The sequence below is a fragment of the Halobacteriovorax sp. XZX-3 genome (genome assembly GCF_043196495.1).
Taxonomy (GTDB): domain Bacteria; phylum Bdellovibrionota; class Bacteriovoracia; order Bacteriovoracales; family Bacteriovoracaceae; genus Halobacteriovorax_A.
Genome location: NZ_JBEBMO010000001.1, coordinates 1089989 through 1110035 on the forward strand (window position 1 = coordinate 1089989; position 20047 = coordinate 1110035).

Annotated in this window: 20 protein-coding genes; 8 read left to right on the forward strand and 12 right to left on the reverse strand. The window is 36.8% G+C overall.

What is annotated here, in order from left to right; all coding sequences use genetic code 11:
* Positions 1 to 8 precede the first annotated feature (8 nt).
* From ABMA70_RS05115 to ABMA70_RS05135, 5 genes are all read right to left on the reverse strand, one after another.
* Positions 9 to 662 (reverse strand): hypothetical protein, encoded by a 654-nt coding sequence (locus ABMA70_RS05115; RefSeq protein WP_392991156.1) that lies wholly within the window; start codon positions 660 to 662, stop codon positions 9 to 11.
* Positions 663 to 670: 8 nt separating this feature from the next.
* A complete protein-coding gene (locus tag ABMA70_RS05120; RefSeq protein ID WP_103216604.1) occupies positions 671 to 1390 on the reverse strand; it encodes a glycerophosphodiester phosphodiesterase family protein in 720 nt (239 codons plus the stop codon).
* Positions 1390 to 3060: a hypothetical protein gene (locus ABMA70_RS05125; RefSeq protein WP_392991154.1), complete on the reverse strand. Its 1671-nt coding sequence runs from the start codon at positions 3058 to 3060 to the stop codon at positions 1390 to 1392. The genes ABMA70_RS05120 and ABMA70_RS05125 overlap by 1 nt, the downstream gene beginning before the upstream one ends.
* A gap of 20 nt (positions 3061 to 3080) precedes the next feature.
* Complete coding sequence (locus ABMA70_RS05130; RefSeq protein WP_392991152.1) at positions 3081 to 4511, reverse strand: aldehyde dehydrogenase family protein; 1431 nt, start codon at positions 4509 to 4511, stop codon at positions 3081 to 3083.
* Positions 4512 to 4576: 65 nt separating this feature from the next.
* Positions 4577 to 4816, reverse strand: coding sequence for a hypothetical protein (locus ABMA70_RS05135; protein WP_103216601.1), 240 nt, complete (start codon positions 4814 to 4816; stop codon positions 4577 to 4579).
* Positions 4817 to 5059: 243 nt separating this feature from the next.
* Between ABMA70_RS05135 and ABMA70_RS05140 the strand changes: the two genes are divergently transcribed.
* A complete protein-coding gene (locus tag ABMA70_RS05140; RefSeq protein ID WP_392991150.1) occupies positions 5060 to 7051 on the forward strand; it encodes a transketolase C-terminal domain-containing protein in 1992 nt (663 codons plus the stop codon).
* Positions 7052 to 7166: 115 nt separating this feature from the next.
* Positions 7167 to 9167, forward strand: a complete 2001-nt coding sequence (locus ABMA70_RS05145) for an alkyl/aryl-sulfatase (RefSeq protein WP_392991148.1) — start codon at positions 7167 to 7169, stop codon at positions 9165 to 9167.
* A gap of 15 nt (positions 9168 to 9182) precedes the next feature.
* Here the strand turns inward: ABMA70_RS05145 and ABMA70_RS05150 are convergent, their stop codons facing one another.
* Positions 9183 to 11069, reverse strand: coding sequence for an MFS transporter (locus ABMA70_RS05150; protein ID WP_392991147.1), 1887 nt, complete (start codon positions 11067 to 11069; stop codon positions 9183 to 9185).
* Between the two features lie 82 nt (positions 11070 to 11151).
* Here ABMA70_RS05150 and grxB point away from each other — a divergent pair, with 82 nt between their 5' ends.
* The gene (gene grxB, locus ABMA70_RS05155; RefSeq protein ID WP_103216597.1) at positions 11152 to 11799 is read left to right on the forward strand and encodes a glutaredoxin 2; all 648 of its coding nucleotides are present in this window, start codon (positions 11152 to 11154) and stop codon (positions 11797 to 11799) included.
* A 2-nt stretch (positions 11800 to 11801) separates the two neighbouring features.
* On the opposite strand, the gene ABMA70_RS05160 is transcribed toward grxB, so the two are convergent.
* Entirely contained in the window at positions 11802 to 12248 is a 447-nt protein-coding gene (locus tag ABMA70_RS05160; protein WP_392991146.1) for a DUF962 domain-containing protein, read from the reverse strand.
* A 69-nt stretch (positions 12249 to 12317) separates the two neighbouring features.
* Entirely contained in the window at positions 12318 to 12947 is a 630-nt protein-coding gene (locus tag ABMA70_RS05165; protein ID WP_103216595.1) for a 50S ribosomal protein L25, read from the reverse strand.
* A 109-nt stretch (positions 12948 to 13056) separates the two neighbouring features.
* On the opposite strand from ABMA70_RS05165, the gene ABMA70_RS05170 reads away from it, so the two are divergent.
* Positions 13057 to 13710: an alpha/beta hydrolase gene (locus ABMA70_RS05170; protein WP_392991145.1), complete on the forward strand. Its 654-nt coding sequence runs from the start codon at positions 13057 to 13059 to the stop codon at positions 13708 to 13710.
* An 88-nt stretch (positions 13711 to 13798) separates the two neighbouring features.
* Positions 13799 to 14188 carry a Grx4 family monothiol glutaredoxin gene (gene grxD, locus ABMA70_RS05175; protein ID WP_392991144.1) on the forward strand — a complete coding sequence of 130 codons (390 nt, stop codon included), beginning with the start codon at positions 13799 to 13801 and terminating at the stop codon, positions 14186 to 14188.
* Between the two features lie 8 nt (positions 14189 to 14196).
* On the opposite strand, the gene ABMA70_RS05180 is transcribed toward grxD, so the two are convergent.
* The 3 genes from ABMA70_RS05180 to ABMA70_RS05190 all read right to left on the reverse strand — a co-directional run bounded on the left by ABMA70_RS05180 (position 14197) and on the right by ABMA70_RS05190 (position 17152).
* Entirely contained in the window at positions 14197 to 15654 is a 1458-nt protein-coding gene (locus tag ABMA70_RS05180) for a nitrogen regulation protein NR(II) (RefSeq protein ID WP_392991143.1), read from the reverse strand.
* A gap of 104 nt (positions 15655 to 15758) precedes the next feature.
* Positions 15759 to 16511, reverse strand: coding sequence for a response regulator transcription factor (locus ABMA70_RS05185; RefSeq protein ID WP_392991142.1), 753 nt, complete (start codon positions 16509 to 16511; stop codon positions 15759 to 15761).
* Positions 16508 to 17152, reverse strand: coding sequence for a hypothetical protein (locus tag ABMA70_RS05190; protein ID WP_146037753.1), 645 nt, complete (start codon positions 17150 to 17152; stop codon positions 16508 to 16510). The genes ABMA70_RS05185 and ABMA70_RS05190 overlap by 4 nt, the downstream gene beginning before the upstream one ends.
* A 168-nt stretch (positions 17153 to 17320) precedes the next feature.
* On the opposite strand from ABMA70_RS05190, the gene cmoA reads away from it, so the two are divergent.
* The 3 genes from cmoA to ABMA70_RS05205 are packed head-to-tail and all read left to right on the forward strand — an operon-like array spanning position 17321 to position 19390.
* Positions 17321 to 18073 carry a carboxy-S-adenosyl-L-methionine synthase CmoA gene (cmoA, locus tag ABMA70_RS05195; protein WP_103216589.1) on the forward strand — a complete coding sequence of 251 codons (753 nt, stop codon included), beginning with the start codon at positions 17321 to 17323 and terminating at the stop codon, positions 18071 to 18073.
* Between the two features lie 7 nt (positions 18074 to 18080).
* Positions 18081 to 19010 carry a tRNA 5-methoxyuridine(34)/uridine 5-oxyacetic acid(34) synthase CmoB gene (gene cmoB / locus ABMA70_RS05200; protein WP_392991141.1) on the forward strand — a complete coding sequence of 310 codons (930 nt, stop codon included), beginning with the start codon at positions 18081 to 18083 and terminating at the stop codon, positions 19008 to 19010.
* The gene (locus ABMA70_RS05205; protein ID WP_103216587.1) at positions 19010 to 19390 is read left to right on the forward strand and encodes a YbaN family protein; all 381 of its coding nucleotides are present in this window, start codon (positions 19010 to 19012) and stop codon (positions 19388 to 19390) included. Before cmoB ends, ABMA70_RS05205 begins: the two co-directional genes overlap by 1 nt.
* Here ABMA70_RS05205 and ABMA70_RS05210 read toward each other — a convergent pair.
* Positions 19385 to 20044, reverse strand: a complete 660-nt coding sequence (locus ABMA70_RS05210) for a Type 1 glutamine amidotransferase-like domain-containing protein (RefSeq protein WP_103216586.1) — start codon at positions 20042 to 20044, stop codon at positions 19385 to 19387. The two genes, ABMA70_RS05205 and ABMA70_RS05210, sit on opposite strands and share 6 nt — an antisense overlap.
* Positions 20045 to 20047: the final 3 nt, after the last annotated feature.

Consider the following 20047-nt stretch of genomic DNA (forward strand, 5'->3'; position numbering starts at 1 on the left):
TACGGCCCCTAAAACTCCATTAGCATGGCGGCGTCATTTGCCTTTGTCGCCTCTAAGATTTTCTCATTTGTGCGATCTCTTAGTTCAAGATACTTAATGAAAGCATCTTTTCCAATTTTTTGAAGTAGAAGATCGTCATACTTTTTTTGAATTTCACGATCAAACGCCATTTCTTCTTCAGTTGGATTATAAGTATAGTTTTCACCATACTTTTCTTCTAATTGATCATGCATTTCTTCAAATGCTGAAACCTTATCATTGAAAAGACCCTCTCTCATACTGAGGTAATCTTTATATTCTTTCTCAGTAAGCCCAAGGTCATTAATAAATAACTCTTTTACATTTGTAAGCCACTCTTCTTCAAGGCGATCAAATTCTTCTTCTTTTGCCTCTAGCCTTCTTTCAAGTTCTTCATCATCAACAACATCAAGATCTAGGTTAGGAGTTCCCTCATTGGCACCAAGTGCTTGGGCCTCCTCACTTCCTGCAGCAACTTTCTTAGCAGGAGTATCCTCAAATTCGACGACATTAACTTGAGAAGTCATCACTTCTAGAGAGTTTTTATCGTTAGCAATATTTGTCTTAGATTGTTTTGTATTGAAAAAGTAGAAACCACCAGCTGCGATGGCAAGTATGATAATTGTAATTACGATTTTTTTCATAAATTAACTCAAGGTTTAATATTCTCAAATATAATATTAGCACCTAATCGCTTAGCTGTCCTCATTTGTTCTTTAGTTCTTACTGTCCAAAAGACAATATTATTAAAAGTAAAATGCTTGATGATGCTAAGCTGTAGCTTTGAGTATGTATCGATATCTAGTCCAATATAATCTGGCCTGATAACTGGAATAAAAGTCATATTCTCAAGAATCTTTTGCTTGAGAGGATTAAGACTTGTATCACTAAAATCTCTTGTTACAAGTAGGCCCAAAATAACGGCCGGATAGTGCTTTCGAAACCACTTTAAACAAAATGGATTAAAGGATTGAATCGTATAATCCCCTTCATAGCCTTGAAGAAGTTTCATGACTTCAGACTCAAGCTCTCCATTGTGTTCGATAACCTTCAGTTCAATGATAAGAGGAACTTGTCCATTAACAAGATCGAGGACTTCCTTAAGAGTAGGAATCTTCTCTTTTGTTTCTTTGATATAGAGCTGTTTTAGGCTATCGAGAGTGTATTGAGATACTTTGCCATTGCTGCCCGTTAGACGCTCTAGGGTTTCGTCGTGAAAGACCACGACATGGCCATCACTTGATAAGTGTACGTCTAACTCAATAGCATAATTATGTTTAATGGCCGCCTTAAAAGCGGCCATCGTATTTTCAGGTTTTTTTTCGTCGTGTAAACCACGATGAGCAATATAAGTATCGAGATAAAATGTCATTATAATGTTCTTAAGAACATACGAAGATCCGATTTATCCTCATCACTAAGTAGTTCATTACCCTCTTTATCCGTAAAGATTCGTTCGTAGTGACCTGAGTTTGAAAGCCCTGGTAACTTTGTATTGTAGTAAGCTTCTCTAATTCTGCGCTCCTCAGGAATATCCATTCCAACAGGAAAGCCATTACAATCATAATCAAAGTCTAGCATCGGATCAACTGCTGGGATCTGATAGAACTCTTTTACTCTTTGCGCTGGCGGAGTCATTAGCTCACAAAGATTTGGAATTGAATTATTGTGCATATATGGCCAACGGGCCCAGATTCCGTTTAGTGGTGGTGGTACATATCCTTTTTGTGGCTCCACAACAGTCTTCATCCATTTAGAAATTGCTAATTCATTTAAAGCCTCAGCAAAGTATGCTGTACCTTGATAGCGAAGAGGATCTGTTCCAACATCCTTAACAGGTGTCTTTTCATGATAGATAAGCTTTTTCGTCTTAATTTGTTCACTCTTGGACATAAGTGCAGAAAAAGGAAGATCCCAATTCTTCTGGTATTCTCCGTGACATTTCTGACAACGATTCTCAAAATGCTTTTGTCCTCGCTTTGCTGATTCAATATCAATACGTGACACATCAAAGAAATCATCAATACGTGGTGCTTTTGTTGAGAAGGCAGCTGCCGTAAGCTCTTTGATAATTTCAGGATTATCTTGTAACCATTTTTCTAATTCATATAAATCTGTTCCACGCCCAAGCTCATTCCATAGGAAGTTTGTAAAGATTGGGTTACCTGCAACAATTGATCCATCTGATAGCCAACGAGTTTTATACTTAAGCGTCCACCATGGCATTGGCTTAGAGTCGGCAACTGTTGAAACAAGAGGATTAAATCTTGGAAAGACTTCATTAAGTTTAGACTTTGATGCGTACTCATCTTGTTTACGATGAGCAAGAGAGAGAGCAACTTGAGGAAGTGAAGTATCAAGTCCAAGTACCATTGGTGATGTTGCTCCAACAGAGTGGATATTCTTCTTTGTTCTCTTAAGCATTGCAACTTCACCATCTGTTGCATTTGTTACTTTTTGAAATGTCTTCGTCGGAATAAATGGAAGAAGTTTTTTTGCTTTAACAAAAAGTTCATTGGCCTTCACTGTTTTATTTGTTAGGCCCATAACAGTTGTTCCAAAAAGGCTTGCTGAGTGACAAGTGGCACAGCTAAAAGTTAGCCCTTTTCCCCACTCAGTATCAACAATACTAGCTCCCATATAATAATCAGGCTTATGCCCTTCTGGATAAGGGATACGATAAATCCCCGTTGCATCTTCATTATTATATGGATTAAGTCCTAGCCATTGATAGAAAGATTCAACACTATTAACACCAAATTTCTTTTCACCAAGTGTCGTTAAAACAAAGTTTACAAATTTTTCGTCGCGTAGTTCAAAGAAATTATTAAAAGCTTCATATGGAATAAGAAGTCCTGTTACACTAACTGGCCAAACCAGTGCGTGCTTTAGTCCATCTTGAGTTACTTGTTCGTATTCATCTTGAGATAGTTGGTAGAGGTTTTCGCGATTCTCACCCTTTTCAATTTTAGCATCACGTCCCCAATCTGGTGCGTATGAAAATGCAGATAAACTAATTAGTAGTAAAAGTAGTGATTTCATCCTCTCTCCCCTCTAAATTTTTAGAATAAGATTAACTTCTTTCGAGTGTAATCTTCCATCGCATACGCGATCCCCTCACGTCCAAGTCCAGAATCTTTTATCCCTCCATAAGGCATGGCATCCATGCGAAATCCTGGGACGTTATTGAAGATAATTCCTCCAACATCGATTCTTTGACTTGCTTCCTTCATATTTACTAAGCTGTTTGTAAAAACACCAGCTTGGAGTCCATATTTTGAATCATTTACAAGCTCAATGGCCTCTGAAAATGAGTCATAAGGCTCTAAAATCACGACAGGACCGAAGATTTCCTCTGAAACAACCTTCATATCCAAATCTGTATTAGTTAAAACTGTTGGAGCATAAATATGGTGGTCTTCATCAATAATATGCCCACCACACAGAAGCTCGGCCCCATTTGATATGGCCTCTTGTACCCACTGATGAATTCTCTCAAGAGCACCTTCATTGATGACAGGGCCATTAATCACACTCTCATCTTTTGGGTCACCTGAACCAATTGTCTCGACCTGCTCAAGAAATAATTCAACAAATTCATCAAAGATTTCACTGGCAATAAAAACTCTCTGAGTTGAGATACAAATTTGTCCTGAATATAAGAAAGAGCCATTAACGATTTGAGCTGTCACAGCTTCCATATCTTCAACGTCATTAACGATAACGGCCGCATTACCACCAAGCTCAAGAAGACACTTCTTCTTTCCGCTTAAGGCCTTTAGCGCCCAACCAACTTTTGCACTTCCCGTAAAAGAGAAAACACTAATTCTTTCATCTTCTAAAAATCTTTGTGCAAGAGCATCTTCACAAATAACAATATTCACAACTCCTTTTGGAAAACCAACTCTTGAAAGTAGCTTTGCAAAAGCAAGTAGAGTAATTGGAGTTTGTGGTGATGGTTTAACAATAATGCTACATCCGACAGCAAGTGCAGGAGCGATTTTATGAAGTGCAAGGTTTAGTGGAAAGTTAAATGGAGAGATACCAAAAATAATCCCTTCCGGTTCATGGCGAATCATGGCCATCTTATCTGCACCAGGCCCATATGAAAGGTCAGGCGTTTCACTGCTGTGATGACGAGCTTTTTCAGCAGAGAGCCTAATTGTTTCCACACAACGAGCAACCTCACCCTTTGCATACGATATTGGCTTTCCCGCTTCCATACATATTAAATGAGAAAAGAACGAAGCCTCTTCTTCTAAAAAGTCAGCAAGCTTAAATAGTAATTTACTTCTTTGGGCACTATCAAAATTTTTATATTCTTCGAATGCATTTTGTGAAGATTGAATAACCTTTTCGTATTGGTGAGAAGCTAAGAGATCAACTTCATTTAAAATACTTTGATCGTATTTATTAAGGACTTCAATAGAGCTTTCACCATAGAGAAATTCATCATTCACGAACGAGGAACGAAATTGCGAAAAATTTTGCATAAAAAAACCACCTTGCTAAGGTGGTATTGTATCTATTCTAAAAATAATGGGTCAATTAATATTGCTTAAAAATCAAATTCACTACCAGCGTGTTGAGTCGATAATTCATAACTTAATGAAGGATTATCTTTTAGAAAGAGTTCTTCTCCACCCATAAATAATTTGATGGAACACAGATAGCAAAGTTTAATTTTAACTTCTCTTCCATTGAAGCTTGAGTATAGTCTTGCCTTAATCATTTTACTTCTGCGAGGTCCGTTGGCCAAAGACCAGTTACGCCCTGCAGCTGAACACGCATCACACATAGCTATCACCTTCATGTTATTTCAGATACATAAAAACTGTTTAACAACGATTTCTATAGATTTTATCGTCATTCTAAAATAAAACTTAATAAATTTATAGTTACTGTATTTTCAAGCATTTAGGTTTTACACATTTGGCCTAAAGTGCCAATCTAATGGGTCAGCAAATATTCTCTGGCCAGAAAAAATTCCCTCATGATACCTTTTATAAGTTATTGAAAATCAACGAATTCGGAGAAGTTAATGACTGCAACTATCAGCCCATTAAAAGTAAAAAATCATCTTGCAACGGCACCAACAAATGCCCCAATCTATGCAACTAAAATTCATAACTTAGCGGGAGAGGAAATCACTCTTGCAGACCCAAAAGCAACAAGAGCTCTTGTGGCCCTAATGAATCAACACGCAGTTATTGGTGGAGCAGCTTGCCACTGGGGTGGACCTGCGGCCTTCGCAGAGATGATGAGTGCTCTTCACTCGATTATGTTCTCACAAGGACCAAATTGGTTTGAGAAATTTAACTTCGTAAACGATGCTGGTCACGCAGAAAATGGAATTTACGCTCTTCGTGCAAATCTTGGTTTTGATGGACTTACATTTGAAAGTCTAAGAGGCTTCCGTTCAATAACATCAAAACTTACTGGTCACGGTGAAGCTCACTTAAATCCAGAAGGTGTTTTCATTTCAAATGGCCCACTTGGTTCAGGACTTCCTCAGGCACAAGGTCTTGCTCTTGCAGATAAGGCAATTGGAAATGATCGTGTAACTGTTTGTACAATCTCTGATGGTGGTTGTATGGAAGGTGAAGCTCGTGAAGCGATGGCCGCAATTCCTGGTCTTGCACAAAAAGGTAAAATGAATCCATTTGTTATGATTATCAGTGATAATAATACAAAACTTGGTGGGCGTATTACTGAAGATAGCTTCGATATGAAAGGAAGCTTCCTTGCTCTTAGAGAAATGGGTTGGGATCTTGTAAGAGTTGAAGAAGGACACGACCTAGAAAGAGTTTATCAAGCAATCGAAGAAAATATTGCAAAAGCAAAATCAAATGAACTTAAGCCAATTGCTCTTGTTATCAAAACAATCAAAGGTTACGGTGTAAAATCAACTGAAGAAGCAAAGTCTGGTGGTCATGGTTATCCTCTTGGAGCATATGATGAAAAATTAATTTCATTTCTTGATGAAATTTATACTGGTGAAACTTGTCCAGAAGAGTTTAAAAATTGGGCAAATGAAATCCTATCTTCAAAGCCAGCTCCAAAAGAAGCTTCTAAGTCTTCGGCCCCTTCAGACAAGGTTCAGCCAGGTCTTGCAAATGCTATGATTAAAGCAACAAAAGAAGGGCTTCCAGTTTTTTCTGTAACTTCAGATCTTGCAGGTTCAACTGGTGTTTCAGGCTTCCATAAAGAATTCCCTAATCACTATGTTGATATTGGTATTGCAGAATCGAATATGGTTTCAACAGCAGTTGGTATGGCAAAACAAGGATTCATTCCTGTTGTTGATACTTTTGCACAATTTGGTGTAACAAAAGGAAATCTTCCTTTAATCATGTCTCAGCTTTCACAAGGTGCTGTAATTTGTTTGTTCTCACATACAGGTTTCCAGGATGCTGCTGACGGTGCTTCACACCAAGCAACAACTTACTTCTCTGCTGTAGCAGGAATTCCAAATACAACAGTCATTGCTCTTTCAACGAAAGAAGAAGCTGAAAGCCTAATGTATCAAGCAATTAAGAGATACGAAGAAGCAGTAAACAAAGGAAAAACACCAGAAACAACTGTATTTTTCTTTGGCCGTGAAAAACATCCAGTTTCATATATTGATGGTGCAAACTACGGTTGGGCCAAAGCTCAAGTTCTAAGACAAGGTACGGACGGAATTATCGTAACTCACGGTCCACTTGTACAACAAGCTCTTAAAGCTGCGACAGAACTTGAAGCAAAAGGTAAAAATATTACTGTTATCAATAATCCATTTATTAATAAGATTGATGTTGAAACATTCAAGGATCAGCTAGCAAAGAATGGAAATAAAATTGTAACTGTTGAAGATCACCAACTAACAGCTGGTGCTGGAGCAATGCTTTGTCATGCTCTAAAACAAGAAGGACTTGAATTTAATCTGAAGTCACTTGGAAATGATGGCCACTTTGGTCAGTCTTCATACACTGCACTTGAGCTTTATAAGAAATTTGGCTTTGATGCAGATGCAATGATTAATCAATTCTAATTAAATATAGGCCTCAGAAATGAGGCCTTTTTTATTACCTTTCTTAGGCCATTTTAAAATACGTTAAAACCGATATCCCCTTCAAGTAACTCTAATAATGCAATAAGGAGGAATCGTGTTTCATTCCAAAAAATTACTCTATCTCATTACCCCCGCCCTACTCTTAATCTCACTACTAGGTTGTACCCGAGCTGAAAGATATTCATTCACTAATGATCCTAAGCCTGCATCAAGGCACACTCTGGATTCTCACAAGGCCGTTTCCCAAGAGTTAAACTTTGATGATGATCGAGACTTTAAAGATTCTCAAAAGGGTTTTATTGCAAAACTTGAAGGGCCAATTAAATCAAAAGATGGAATGAAAGAGATTTTTGATCCTGCTAAATTTCCTTCCCTCACACAAGGAAAGCCACCTGAAACAGTAAACCCAAGTCTTTGGCGTCAATCACAGCTTACGTCAATTAATGGGCTGTTTCGCGTCTCTGACCATATTTACCAAGTCAGAGGAATTGATCTTGCAAATGTTTCCTTTATTCGTGGAAAAAAAGGATGGATTGTTATTGATCCTCTCATGACAACAGAGACTGCAAAGACAGCTTTAGAACTCGTTAGAAAGAATGTAGAAAATCTACCTGTAACGGCCATTATTTTCACACACTCTCATCTTGATCACTTTGGTGGAGTCTATGGAATTGCCAGTAAACGCGAACTTGAAAGCGGCAAGATTCAAATTATCGCTTCCAAGGATTTTGTGTATGAATCAGTAAGCGAAAATGTTATTGCAGGAGCGGCAATGAGTCGACGTGCAGAATATATGTATGCACGAACATTAGATTTTGGAGCGCAAGGATCTGTTGGTACAGGACTAGGAAGCTATACGGCCAATGGTGAATATGCCATTGCGAAGCCGACGACAATTATTGATAAAGACAAAAGCTTAGTTGTGGACGGCGTAACCATTGACTTCATGTTTACACCAGGCGCAGAGGCACCAACAGAAATGATGGCCTATTTTCCAAGAGACAATGCACTTTGTGGTGCAGAGATCTTAAGCCATACAATGCATAATATACAGACCCTAAGAGGAGCTCAAGTAAGGGATAGTCTTGCGTGGTCTAAGCATATTCAAAGGGCCCTTGAAAAATATAACAAGGCCGAAATTCTTTTTAATTCACATCACTGGCCGACCTTTGGAAATGATCGCGTTGTCTCACATATGGCCTCGCAAAGAGATCTGTATAAATTCATTCATGACCAGTCCGTCAATCGCTTAAATAAAGGTCTTTCTGGAACCGAGCTATCTGACAGTATTAAATTAAATAGAAACCTCGCCAAAAACTTTGCCAATCGTGGCTATTACGGAAGCCTAAGTCACAATACACGTGCAGTATACGATAAATACCTTGGCTTCTTTGATGGTAATCCTGCTCACCTAAATCCGCTCCCAGAAGTAGAATCAGCAAAGAGAACGATTGCTTATATGGGAGGAGCCGGAGACGTCTTAGAAATGGCCATCAAAGATTATAAAATTGGTGAGTATCGCTTTGTTGCAGAAGTCTTAAATAAGCTTGTCTTTGCACAACCAAAAAATGTGAAAGCAAAGCAACTTCTGGCAGACACTTATGAACAATTGGCCTATCAATCCGAGAATGCGACTTGGAGAAATTTCTATGTTCAAGCAGCTCAAGAATTACGTTACGGAGTTGGTCGGCCAGCACCGGCAACGGCTTCACCTGCAATTTTATCTCAAATGGATACTGAATTACTCTTAGATTATCTCTCTGTTAGAGTTAATTCTGAAAAGGCCAATGGCACAGACTTAACACTTGAATTAAATATTACAGATAGGAATCAAAGGTACTACTTAACCCTTAGAAATAGTGTTCTTAACTATTCAAAGAAAAGACCTCAAGAACAAAATCGCCAGCTCGCTTCATCTGATAATGCATCAATTAACTTAAAGCATGGACAATTAGTTAAGCTTGCAATGGGAGCAGTTTCCTTTGCTGAGCTTGATGAGAAAAATATTAACCATAGTGGGGATAAGAAAGTTTTCGATGCCCTTAATGAAACATTAGATACTTTTCCTAATACATTTAATATCGTGACACCTTAAAAAAAAGCCTCTGTTTTACAGAGGCTTTTTATATTCTACGACCATTTTTTCTTCTAGATCTTTATAACAAAAATTTTCAGGTGTAATAGAAGGTAGAATAACTACTTTGATTTTTCTACGTTTTAAAAAATTCCAACGGATTCCTTTAAAAACACCTTTTCCAGAAAAAGAATAGAAACTTCCCCATAGACCTTTAATAACAATTGGAACGACTTGAGCATTCGTTTGCTCTACAACCTTCTTAATACCAGGCTGATACTTTCTAGGCTCACCATCACGAGTAATCCACCCCTCAGGAAAGAAGCCTACACAGCGCTCTTCATTTAGAGTGCTATTTAGTTTTGAATAAGCTTCATCAAGAACCCTTGGGTCCTCTCTTCTTGTAGCGATCGGAATCAAATGTCCCTGCATAAAGAATTGCTTAAGCCCTGGAATATTATAATAGCGGTGGTCAATTACCCAGCGAATAGGTCTTGGAGAAAGACTCATGACAACACCCCAGTCAACAAATGATGTGTGGTTGGCAGCAATAACAAGCCTTCCTTCTTTTGGAATATTTTCTTCACCTTCAATTTGAATATCATAAAGAAAAGTCGTAAAAAGCTGCACAACAAAGCGCCACATTTCTTCATGGAAGAAGTAGTAGCAAATTCCTGCATAGATCAGATTAAGGGCACCAAGAATGAGTAGATTATCTAGAGCCGTTGCGCCAGCACTCTTAAGAAGAATAATTGAAACAGCTGCAACAACCATAAAGATAGCATTCCAAATATTATTGGCCGCGATTGTTCTCGCAAGCTTCTCAAGAGGTGCACTATGCTGCATAAAAGTTAATTGTGAGATATAGAAATTCCCACCAAATATTGTAATAAGTAGAAGATCAATAATTGCTCTTAGAGCAAGTGGTTGTGCAAAAAACTCAGCAGGAGGCATCAAAGCGCCTGTCACTGACATTGGCCACTGTGTAGAAACATAGTAAAGATCAAAAACAGCTAGCGACATCCCCACTGCTGCAACAGGAACCATTCCCACTTCAATTCTCTTACCAGATAGCTTTGAGCAAATCCAAGAACCAAGCCCCATCCCTACTGTAAATGTCGCCATAAAGATTGAGGCAACCATTTCACTTCCGTAGAAAACATTTTTAATAATGGCCGGCATAACTGAAAGAACAAATGAGCCTAGAAACCAGAACCATGAAACTCCCATCATTGCACGGAAAGAGTTCTTCTCTTTTACAGAGTTAATGAGAAGTTGAAATGTTGGTTTAACAAATGTGTAATCAATTTTTACATCATTATTAATATCGTTAATTTTATTTTGAAAACGTGCTGTAATAACACCAAGTACCGCAAATATTAGGATTGCAAAAGCGGCCGTATCAGTAGCATCAGGTGCTGCAGCGGCAAGCCCTCCAATGATTGTACCAATAAGAATTGCAATAAAAGTTCCCCCACCAATAAGTGCTGTTCCTGTCGTTAGCTCTTCATCTTTTAAAATTGTCCTTAAAGACGAGAACTTAACAGGTGAAAAGAATGACGACTGAGCACCCATTAAAAAGAGTGTAAACATTAGCAGTCCGTAACTCTCTGTAACGAAACCAATCGCTCCACAAAGCATAAATGCAAGCTCAGTAAATTTTGTTACCTTAATAACTTGCGCCTTGTCGTAGTGATCTGAAATTTGACCAGATGTAGCAGAAAATAAAACATAAGGAAGAATGAAAGCACCACCAGCAAAAGCAACTAATGATTCTGCACCAAGTCCAAATAGAGAGACATTCTTATATGTAATTAAGATAATTAGAGCATTTTTAAATACGTTATCGTTTGCGGCACCAAGGAACATCGTCCAAAATAGAGGCCAAAATTTTCTTTCTTTATAGAGCATTGCTAATGACATTGTTTTTCCTTAAATAATTCTTAACAATATTGTACTATTATTTACTAATACGTAATGACGCATAAACCCGAAAGGAATTTATATGAAACTATATCACTATATCCATTGTCCATTTTGTGTAAGAGTTCGCATGGCACTTGGTTTCTTTGAAATCGAGTATGAATCAATTGTACTAGATTACAATGATGAGAAGACACCTGTCGAGCTTACTGGCACAAAGATGTTACCAATTATGGAAATTGATGGCGTCATTATGAACGAATCACTTGATATTATCAAGGCCCTTGCAATTCACAGCGATAAAGATTTGAATCTATCAAAATTAGATAGCGAAAGCTTTAAGCTGCTTAATGATTACCTCGATCAACTTGGAAAAGATGTTCATAACTTATGCATGCCTTACTGGGCGTGGTCAAAAGAGTTCACTCCAGAGGCAAGAGAATACTTTATTAATAAAAAGTCTGCTAAGCGTGGCCCATTTCACTTACTTGCGCAAAATAAAGCAGAATACTTACATAGCTTTGAACAAACGCTGACTCAGCTTCCAGCAAAACTTTTACCTTACTATGAAAGCGACAAGTTTACGATTCTAGATATCCTTCTAGCATCACATATTTGGGGAATGTACATCTTTCCAGAGTATCAATTTCCTCCGCAAATTCACATCTACCTTCAAAAGGTGAAAGAGCTAACAAACTTTAATTATCACGAAGATTTCTGGCGCAACTAGCGCTAGGACTTCTTACCTAGAAAAATCCAAATAGGTCCAATAAGAAGGAATTGAAGATCTTCAAAAAAAGAAGGCTTCTTTCCTTCTATTTTGTGACCAATAAACTGCCCAACCCAAGCAACAACAAAGACAACAATCCAAGTAATAAAAAAATATTCCGCTAAAAAATTAACAAGAAAGAATTGTGTTAAGAGCATAAATGGAATCACTAAGCTAAGAGCGACAGTGATGGCCTTTAAATTTTTTAGTGAAAGATAGAAAAGACTAGCAAGAATAACAAAGGCCCATGCCCAATTAAAATAGCCAAAGATCGCAGGCTTTGGAATCGCCCAAAGCATTCCCAATAGTGACCAAGTAATCAATGGAACACATACTTCGTGAATGCGTTGATTTGTTTTATTCTGATGAGATTCACCGTACATCTCAAGCCACGTTTCTAAACTTCTCATTGAGTATGCTCCAAAAAACAAAGGGAGACCATTTGGTCTCCCCTCATTATATCATAATTGATTTTTAAATTATGAAGCTGCTTCTTCTTTTTCTTCAGCTGCGTCAGCGTGAGTCTCAACAACCATTTCAGTTTCTTCAACTTCTGGCTCAACGACAACTTTTGGAAGGTGACAAGATACAACTGATGCAGTTGGATCGATAGACCAAGCTAGACCAGTTGGTAGAGAGAAGTGCTCAAGTGCCCAGTGTCCATCAAGCTCAAGACCAGTGATATCGAATTCTAAGAATTCTGGCATATCTTTTGGTAGACCTTCTACTTCAACTTCATGCATATTGAAGTTAACTAGACCACCAGCTTTTGTACCAATAGCTTCACCTACAAAGTGGATTGGAAGAGAAATAACTACTTTCTCTTTTGCAGATACTTTATGGAATGAGCAATGTACAAAGTCTGTCCCGAGGTGACCTCTTTGAACATCTGCTAGAGTTACAAGGTGCTTCTTACCTTCAAACTCTACTTCAAATACCTTTCCAGAAGTATGTAGGAATTTTGAAAGACCCTGCTTTGGAACCATAAATTGAGCTCCTGCAAAACCTTTTCCATAAATAGTTCCTGGAATATATCCGTCTTTTCTCATTTGAGTTGTTGATCTTCCCGGTTTTCTTGTTTCAACTTTTAAAATACTAGTTGTTGACACATTTTCCTCCTGTGTTCCGTGGATTCAATAGATAGTATTCTATCGACCGTTCATAAAAAAAATTTAGAATAAACTTGAATAAAAACACACAATCACCTATTTTTCTCCTATGAAAACTGACTTAAACACACAACTACTAAACTCTTTTTATATCCCTGCAAGTGACATCACACCTACTAATGCCCAGAAGGTTATGATTATCTTACACGGCCTAGGCGATAGCCTTGAGTCTTACAAAATATTCACACAAGAAATAAATGTAACCGGTCTAAGTTACTTGCTCTTAAACGCGCCAAAGAAGTACTACTTCGGTTACAGTTGGTACGATATTCCACCTAATAATCCAGTGCCTGGTATTGAAAACAGCGTAAAAACTCTAACGAAGATTATTGATGAGATCGTAGAAAAAAATAGCAATATCGACTACTCGGACATCTTTATCGGTGGCTTTTCTCAAGGTGGTTGCGTGAGTCTTGAGACGGCCTATCAACTCGATCACAAACTAGGAGGAATTGTTCTAATGTCCCCTAGAATTTATCCAGAAAGAAGGCCTCAGCAATTGTCAAAATGCCTCAAAGAAACGGCCATTTTTTGCGCTCATGGAAGCCTTGATCCAGTAATTGATATTAATCAAACAAAGGCCGGAATTGATCATCTTGTAAGCCTAGGGGCCAATGCACAATTCCATGCCTATGAAATGGAGCATGAAATTGATATTGATGAAGTGATTCAGCTACGTAACTGGTTGAATGAACATCTATAATTTCTGACACTTGCCCTAAGCTATTTCCAAAACTACCATTATTAGGTAAGATAGGAGCAAATGAAACTCAGGAAATAAAGGAATCAATATGAGCGATAATCCATTCAACATTCTAGGTAAAGAATCTACTCCTATCAATCAAGGAGAAGCTGTTTCTGGTGCCGATAAATCAAAAGAACTAAATGAGCAAATCGAAGCACTAATTGGATCTGCTGAGCTTTTCTTATTCATGAAAGGTACACCTGATATGCCAATGTGTGGTTTTTCAGCAAATACAATTGCAATGCTAAACTCTGTTGGTAAACCTTATAAGACTTTTAACATTTTAGAAGATATGGATATTAGAGAAGGTGTAAAAGTTTACTCTAACTGGCCAACTTACCCACAACTTTACTTCAAGGGTGAGCTTGTAGGTGGTAATGATATTATCACTGAGATGTTCCAATCAGGACAACTACAAGAAGTTCTAAATAGCTAATTGATTATTTAAGCATCGACGCTAGGCCTTACTATGTTTTGGCCTAGCGATATTGAAAACGTTGTATACTCAAAGTCTTTTTCAAAATCTAAAATCATATTATTTTCTAATGCTAACTTTTTCGAAATACTAAGGCCAAGACCTGTTCCCTCACCGACATCTTTCGTTGTGAAGAATGGTGTGAAGATATCTTTAGCAACATTATCTTTAATCCCATCACCACCATCCTGTACGTAGATAGTGAACTGATCTAGCATTGACTCTTCAACCCAAATTTTTATCCAACATTTCTCAAGAGATTCAAATTGATGAACCGCCTGATAAGAGTTAGTGAGCAAGTTTAAAATGATTTGATAGAACTCATTTTTTTTACACGCTACTTCTAAGTCACTAAACGGATTTTTAAAATCAATATAAATTTCTCGACCAGTTTGGGCCTGAAATAACCCCAATGAATCCTGTATTAAGTTATCAAGGTTATGTATCTCTTTAGTAATTGAGTTTGAGGAGCGAGAGTAAATCTTTAAACTATTAGCAATATTTTCAATGCGATCCACTTGCTTAATAATACTCTCTAACTTTTTCATATAAGAAGGATCGGAATCCTTGATCTTACCAGCATAACGATCTTTCAACTGTTCGGCCTGAATGCGTATAATACATAATGGATTATTTATTTCGTGTGCAATTCCTGCAGACATTTGTCCAAGAGAGCGCCATCTTTCAAATTCTTCAAATTGCTTTTCTTGCATTTTCAAAGTTACGCGATTGATATGTTCTTGATGAACATCGCGAATTTGAACCATATAGCGACCAACACCTTGAATAACAATATAGGTTACACTAATACGACAAAATCTTTTTTTAGAACGACGCTTGCGATAAATAGGATGAGTAACTTTTAAGGCCACGCCGTCCAAACGTTTTGCTTGTTCAAAAGTATTTAAGAAGAACAAATACTCTTCATCATCAAAGATAACTTCTGAAAACTTGTTTCCCACAAGACTTTGCTTTGTCACCTTATTAATATCTAAGATCACAAGTTGATTATTAAGAATGAATAAATCATCATCGGTGGCGGTATAGAAATTTTTGAACAGAGTCGAGATAAAATTCTCAGATCCGGCATTAATATTACGACTGTAAACCTCAATAAATGACGGGCTTGTCCCTGTAGCTGAATAACCTGGCTGTAGCCAAATCTCCCACTGATCTCTTTCGCCTAATAAATTGATTGATTCAGAAAAGAAGTGGCAAGCTTCACCATTCTTTACTCTTTCGACTTGATCAAGAAAGAACCCCTTCTTTTCATCAGGAGTATATTGAAATAAATTAGTGCCAACAGTTAACCCATAACCGAGATATAAATCATTCACATAAATGCAATCTCCATCAAAATCGATGTGACAGTAATGGATATTCGAATTTAATAGCTCCTTGCGAAAGCTACTATTCGGTTTATTCACTTGGCGTCTCGTCTCAATCATAGCGATAATGATTGTTTTAAATCAACTTCTTCTAAATATAAAATCGCCTCTATTTTATTAGAGGCGATTTATGTAAAAAAATATTAATATGTATTTTCTGAAACAGAATTATCACTGTCATTAGAATTAGATGAAACATTTGACTCATCTGAACTTGCAGCTTTTTCATATGTATCAGGAATAAGTGACCACTTACCGCCACCTTCTGAACGAATAATATAACCGTAATCATGAAGCTTTCTTCTTAGGTTATATAAGTGAACATCCACTGTTTTTGGGTGAACAGTTGTATCTCCCCAAACATTATCTAAGATATCATCGCGACTTACGATACGATGTGGAGAATTAATAAATAGTCCCAGTAGTTGTTTTTGTTTACTAGTTAAGTGCTCTACTTCTTTACCATCTAGCAGCATCGACTTGTGAGCAATTGGTTGAACCATTCTTCTTGGACTACCATTGAATACATTCTCAATCTTAACGATTAACTCATTTTTCTTAAATGGTTTTGTTAAGTAATCAAGTGCACCTTCCATAAAACAGAATCTCAGTGCATCAATATCATCGATACTTGAAACGATGATAAATGGAATCACCATTAAACGACGATCTTTTGAATGATTTAAGTAAGTCATGAAGTTACCATCATCAAGCATAAGATCTGCAATGATTAGTGCTGGATTCTTTTCAGTATTTGATAGAGCATTTTGAAACTCTTCAATAGAAGTAAAAAATCTTAAGTTGTTGTAGCGGTGAACGAGAGTTTGTTCGTAAACAAAACGACATCCCTCATCATCCTCTAAAATCCAAATTTCCTTGTCCGTTGCCATTGTCATAATTCAAACCTCACCGATAAATTGTTGTCCCCATCAAGAATTTCGTAATCCTTTCCCTTAGCTAAAAAGTTATGAATTCCGATGTATCTTCTTAATGATTTTTCGTTTTCGTCACCTAAGTTTAAGATGGAATCTAACTCTTGTCTTAAGTATTTGTTTAATTCTGACTTAATAAAAATTAATTTTCTTAACTCGTCTTTAATTTCTAAGGTGATATGGAATGTATCTCTTCCTTCTTTTTTTGCCAAAGTTGAGAATAAGTGGGCAAAAGAGAACAAGATTTCACATAAATCGTTAGCTTGTGAACCTTTTACGGTTACATCATTAGCAATATTCCAAGTTAAATCTGCAAAATGTTTCTTTAAGTAGATACGTGCTTGACCGAAGGCCCTAGTAGCGATTTTGCTAATTGGAACTTCTTCATCTAAGAAATAAGGTGTTGATTGCTTAAGAAGATTTAAATCATTCTCAAAGCGTTCAAGACCTTGATTTAATTTTTTAACAAATGGGTTATTTTCATCCTGATCCTGCATCAATTCATCAATACAAAACCTAATTAAATGCATATGACCCGAGTAATCATGGGATAAAACTCTTAGCGTTTCGTTAAAAGCTTCTCCTCTATCCAATTCATTATTCATAGAACCTGCGCTGTTTTTTAATATATATTTTGTTTACATACCAATAAATATTGCTTATTCATAGTAAAAAATCACGCATATCAGTAAATCATTGAAATTAAAGAAGAAAGAAGGAGTATTTTTTATACTAGATTGGACAATATCCAAAAGATATTCTAGTTTCGCCACATGGAAAATAAATTTTTAAACGCTGGCAAAGACGAAGTTTTTGCAAAGAAAATTGAAAAAATATCAGATTTTGAATTCAATCAAGATGTGGCCTCTGTATTTGATGACATGGTATCGCGAAGTATTCCAAATTATCATGAGATTCATAAAATCATCATCGACCTAACAAGACGCTTCTATCAATCTGGAACAGTTTATGACTTTGGTTGTTCGACAGGAACGACGATGCTTTTAATGGCCGATTACTTTCGCCAAAACGACAAAGAGCTTCCACAATTTATCGGTATTGATACTTCAAGACCGATGCTTGAAAAGGCGGCACAGAAGCTTAAGTCTCACGGTCTACAAGATAATGTTGAGTTATTAGAAGAGTCGATCACTGATGTAAAAATTGAAAATGCCGGTATGGCAATCATGAACTACACTCTTCAATTCCTACCAGTTGAAGAGCGCCTTAATGTTCTTAAAAATATCTATAACGGGCTTAATGATAATGGCTGTTTTATTTTGGCCGAGAAAATTATCTGCCAAGATGAGCAAATTGATAATCTTTTGATTGATCTTTATTATGATTTCAAACGTAGAAATGGATATAGTGAGATGGAGATTGCTCAAAAACGAGAGGCCCTAGAAAATGTCCTGAGGCCCCTAACTCCACAACAACAACTTAAAATGTTAGATGAAGCAGGCTTTAAGAAATCTGAAATGATTTTTAGATGGTATAATTTTGCTTGTTACCTATGTATCAAATAGGAAGAGAATGGATAGTTTAGAGTATTTAGAAAAATTTGGTAATCGTGTTGATATTGAATCTTTAAGACAACTTAAAGAAGACAAGCTTCAAATGTTTCGCACAAAATATCAGAAAGAATACAAAGAGATCTTTGATGTCATCCCATCTCTTCAAGAGAACTCGAGCGAAACCCTTGAAACTGCGACAAAGCTTATTCCATGGCGAAAAGGACCTTTTCAAGTTGGAGAGCTTGATATTGATGCCGAATGGCGCTCAGATAAAAAATGGGAAAGACTAAAAGAATCTCTTCCAAATTTAAAAGATAAGGTTGTTTTAGATGTAGGCTGTAATAACGGCTACTATATGTTTGAGATGGCCAAACAAGAACCAAAGTTAGTTCTTGGAATTGATCCTGTCTTACACAATCAGGCCCAATTTGAATTCATTAATCACTTTAAGAAATATGATAATTTAAAATTTGAATTATTTGGTATCGAAGATCTTCCAAATTTTAGATCATTCTTTGATGTTGTTTTCTCGATGGGCGTTCTCTATCATCACCGTCATCCACTTGAGCAATTAATCTCGATCAGAGAATCTCTTGTTCCTGGAGGAGAAATGATTATGGAAACAATTGGTATTCCAGGAGAGGAGACAATCTGCCTATTCCCAGAAGATCGTTACTCAAAGATGAGAAATGTATGGTTTCTTCCAACTCTAAGCTGTCTTAAGAATTGGATTAATCGAACAGGCTTCATTGATATGGAAGTTGTCTCTGTTTCAACGACAAATTTTGAAGAACAAAGACAAACGAAATGGTGTCCTCCACCACATCAATCCCTTGAGGACTTCTTAGATACTGAAGATCAAACGAAAACAGTAGAAGGCTATCCTGCTCCAGTAAGGTTTTGTATTAGAGCAAAGAAAAAGCCGAATTCACCAATAAAGACTTTTTAATGATTAATAAGAGCAGAAAGGCCATTTACCTTAGTTTCGGAATTGCATTTGTGATTCTTGCTTTTATTGGTATTTTTCTTCCTCTTATTCCAACAACTCCTTTTCTTCTTTTAAGTGCCTACTTCTTTTCGCAAAGTAATGAAAAGTACTATCAGTGGCTACTAGATCATAAGATTTTTGGCCCAATTATTACTGACTGGAATAAATATGGAGTTGTGAGTGTAAAATCTAAAATCATTGCCATCTCAATGATCGTAGCACTCTTTTCATATACGCTAATTTACGTTGAAGTGAATCCGACGATAAAAGTTATCGTTTCATTAATTGGTATTGGAGTTATTGTTTTCTTGCTAACAAGACCGAGTAAAAGAAAGTTATAGTTTATATTTTTGGCCCTTTTCAAAAATATAGCACTCTCCATGAACAACAATTTCTTCATCAGTAACGACTAGGCCACTCCCATCAGGACAAGCATAAATTGGAAAACGAGAGAATATAGAATGTCTCTTTAACTCGTCATCGTAGCGTTTTGATTTACGATAATGAGGAAAAAACTCGAAATCAATAATATTCATGGCCTTAAAGTCTGTGACATCATCGTCATTATCATCACGATCCCATGGCGGAAATGATGCTGTCATAATATTTGGAGTCGTAATAATTGCACCAGCTGAAAGGCCTGTTAAAATTCCACCATTTTCGACATAATCGATGAGTTCTTCAAACATCCCACTTTCTTTTAAGTGCTTTAAGAAATAAAACGTATTACCTCCACCGAGATGAATCACGTCACTTTGAAGTGCCTCTTCTTTGAGAGTTCTGTCAAATTCATGATCAACAGGAAGATGGATAAACCTTTTAAAACCTATTTTCTTATAGGCCATAATTAAATCGATAAAATCTAATTCTGATTCGTAGGAACCTGCTGGAATAAAAGTTATACTTGGAGATTCACTATTACAAAGCTCTAAGATATGTTCGTCAATTTCGACATTATCACAAAAGTCGCCACCACCATATAATCCAATTTTCATTTC

Coding starts and splice junctions, on each gene's coding strand:
- ABMA70_RS05115 (WP_392991156.1), bottom strand. CDS start 662: ATGAAAAAAATCGTAATTACAATTATCATACTTGCCATCGCAGCTGGT.
- ABMA70_RS05120 (WP_103216604.1), bottom strand. CDS start 1,390: ATGACATTTTATCTCGATACTTATATTGCTCATCGTGGTTTACACGAC.
- ABMA70_RS05125 (WP_392991154.1), bottom strand. CDS start 3,060: ATGAAATCACTACTTTTACTACTAATTAGTTTATCTGCATTTTCATAC.
- ABMA70_RS05130 (WP_392991152.1), bottom strand. CDS start 4,511: ATGCAAAATTTTTCGCAATTTCGTTCCTCGTTCGTGAATGATGAATTT.
- ABMA70_RS05135 (WP_103216601.1), bottom strand. CDS start 4,816: ATGTGTGATGCGTGTTCAGCTGCAGGGCGTAACTGGTCTTTGGCCAAC.
- ABMA70_RS05140 (WP_392991150.1), top strand. CDS start 5,060: ATGACTGCAACTATCAGCCCATTAAAAGTAAAAAATCATCTTGCAACG.
- ABMA70_RS05150 (WP_392991147.1), bottom strand. CDS start 11,069: ATGTCATTAGCAATGCTCTATAAAGAAAGAAAATTTTGGCCTCTATTT.
- grxB (WP_103216597.1), top strand. CDS start 11,152: ATGAAACTATATCACTATATCCATTGTCCATTTTGTGTAAGAGTTCGC.
- ABMA70_RS05160 (WP_392991146.1), bottom strand. CDS start 12,248: ATGAGAAGTTTAGAAACGTGGCTTGAGATGTACGGTGAATCTCATCAG.
- ABMA70_RS05170 (WP_392991145.1), top strand. CDS start 13,057: ATGAAAACTGACTTAAACACACAACTACTAAACTCTTTTTATATCCCT.
- grxD (WP_392991144.1), top strand. CDS start 13,799: ATGAGCGATAATCCATTCAACATTCTAGGTAAAGAATCTACTCCTATC.
- ABMA70_RS05185 (WP_392991142.1), bottom strand. CDS start 16,511: ATGACAATGGCAACGGACAAGGAAATTTGGATTTTAGAGGATGATGAG.
- ABMA70_RS05190 (WP_146037753.1), bottom strand. CDS start 17,152: ATGAATAATGAATTGGATAGAGGAGAAGCTTTTAACGAAACGCTAAGA.
- cmoA (WP_103216589.1), top strand. CDS start 17,321: ATGGAAAATAAATTTTTAAACGCTGGCAAAGACGAAGTTTTTGCAAAG.
- cmoB (WP_392991141.1), top strand. CDS start 18,081: ATGGATAGTTTAGAGTATTTAGAAAAATTTGGTAATCGTGTTGATATT.
- ABMA70_RS05205 (WP_103216587.1), top strand. CDS start 19,010: ATGATTAATAAGAGCAGAAAGGCCATTTACCTTAGTTTCGGAATTGCA.
- ABMA70_RS05210 (WP_103216586.1), bottom strand. CDS start 20,044: ATGAAAATTGGATTATATGGTGGTGGCGACTTTTGTGATAATGTCGAA.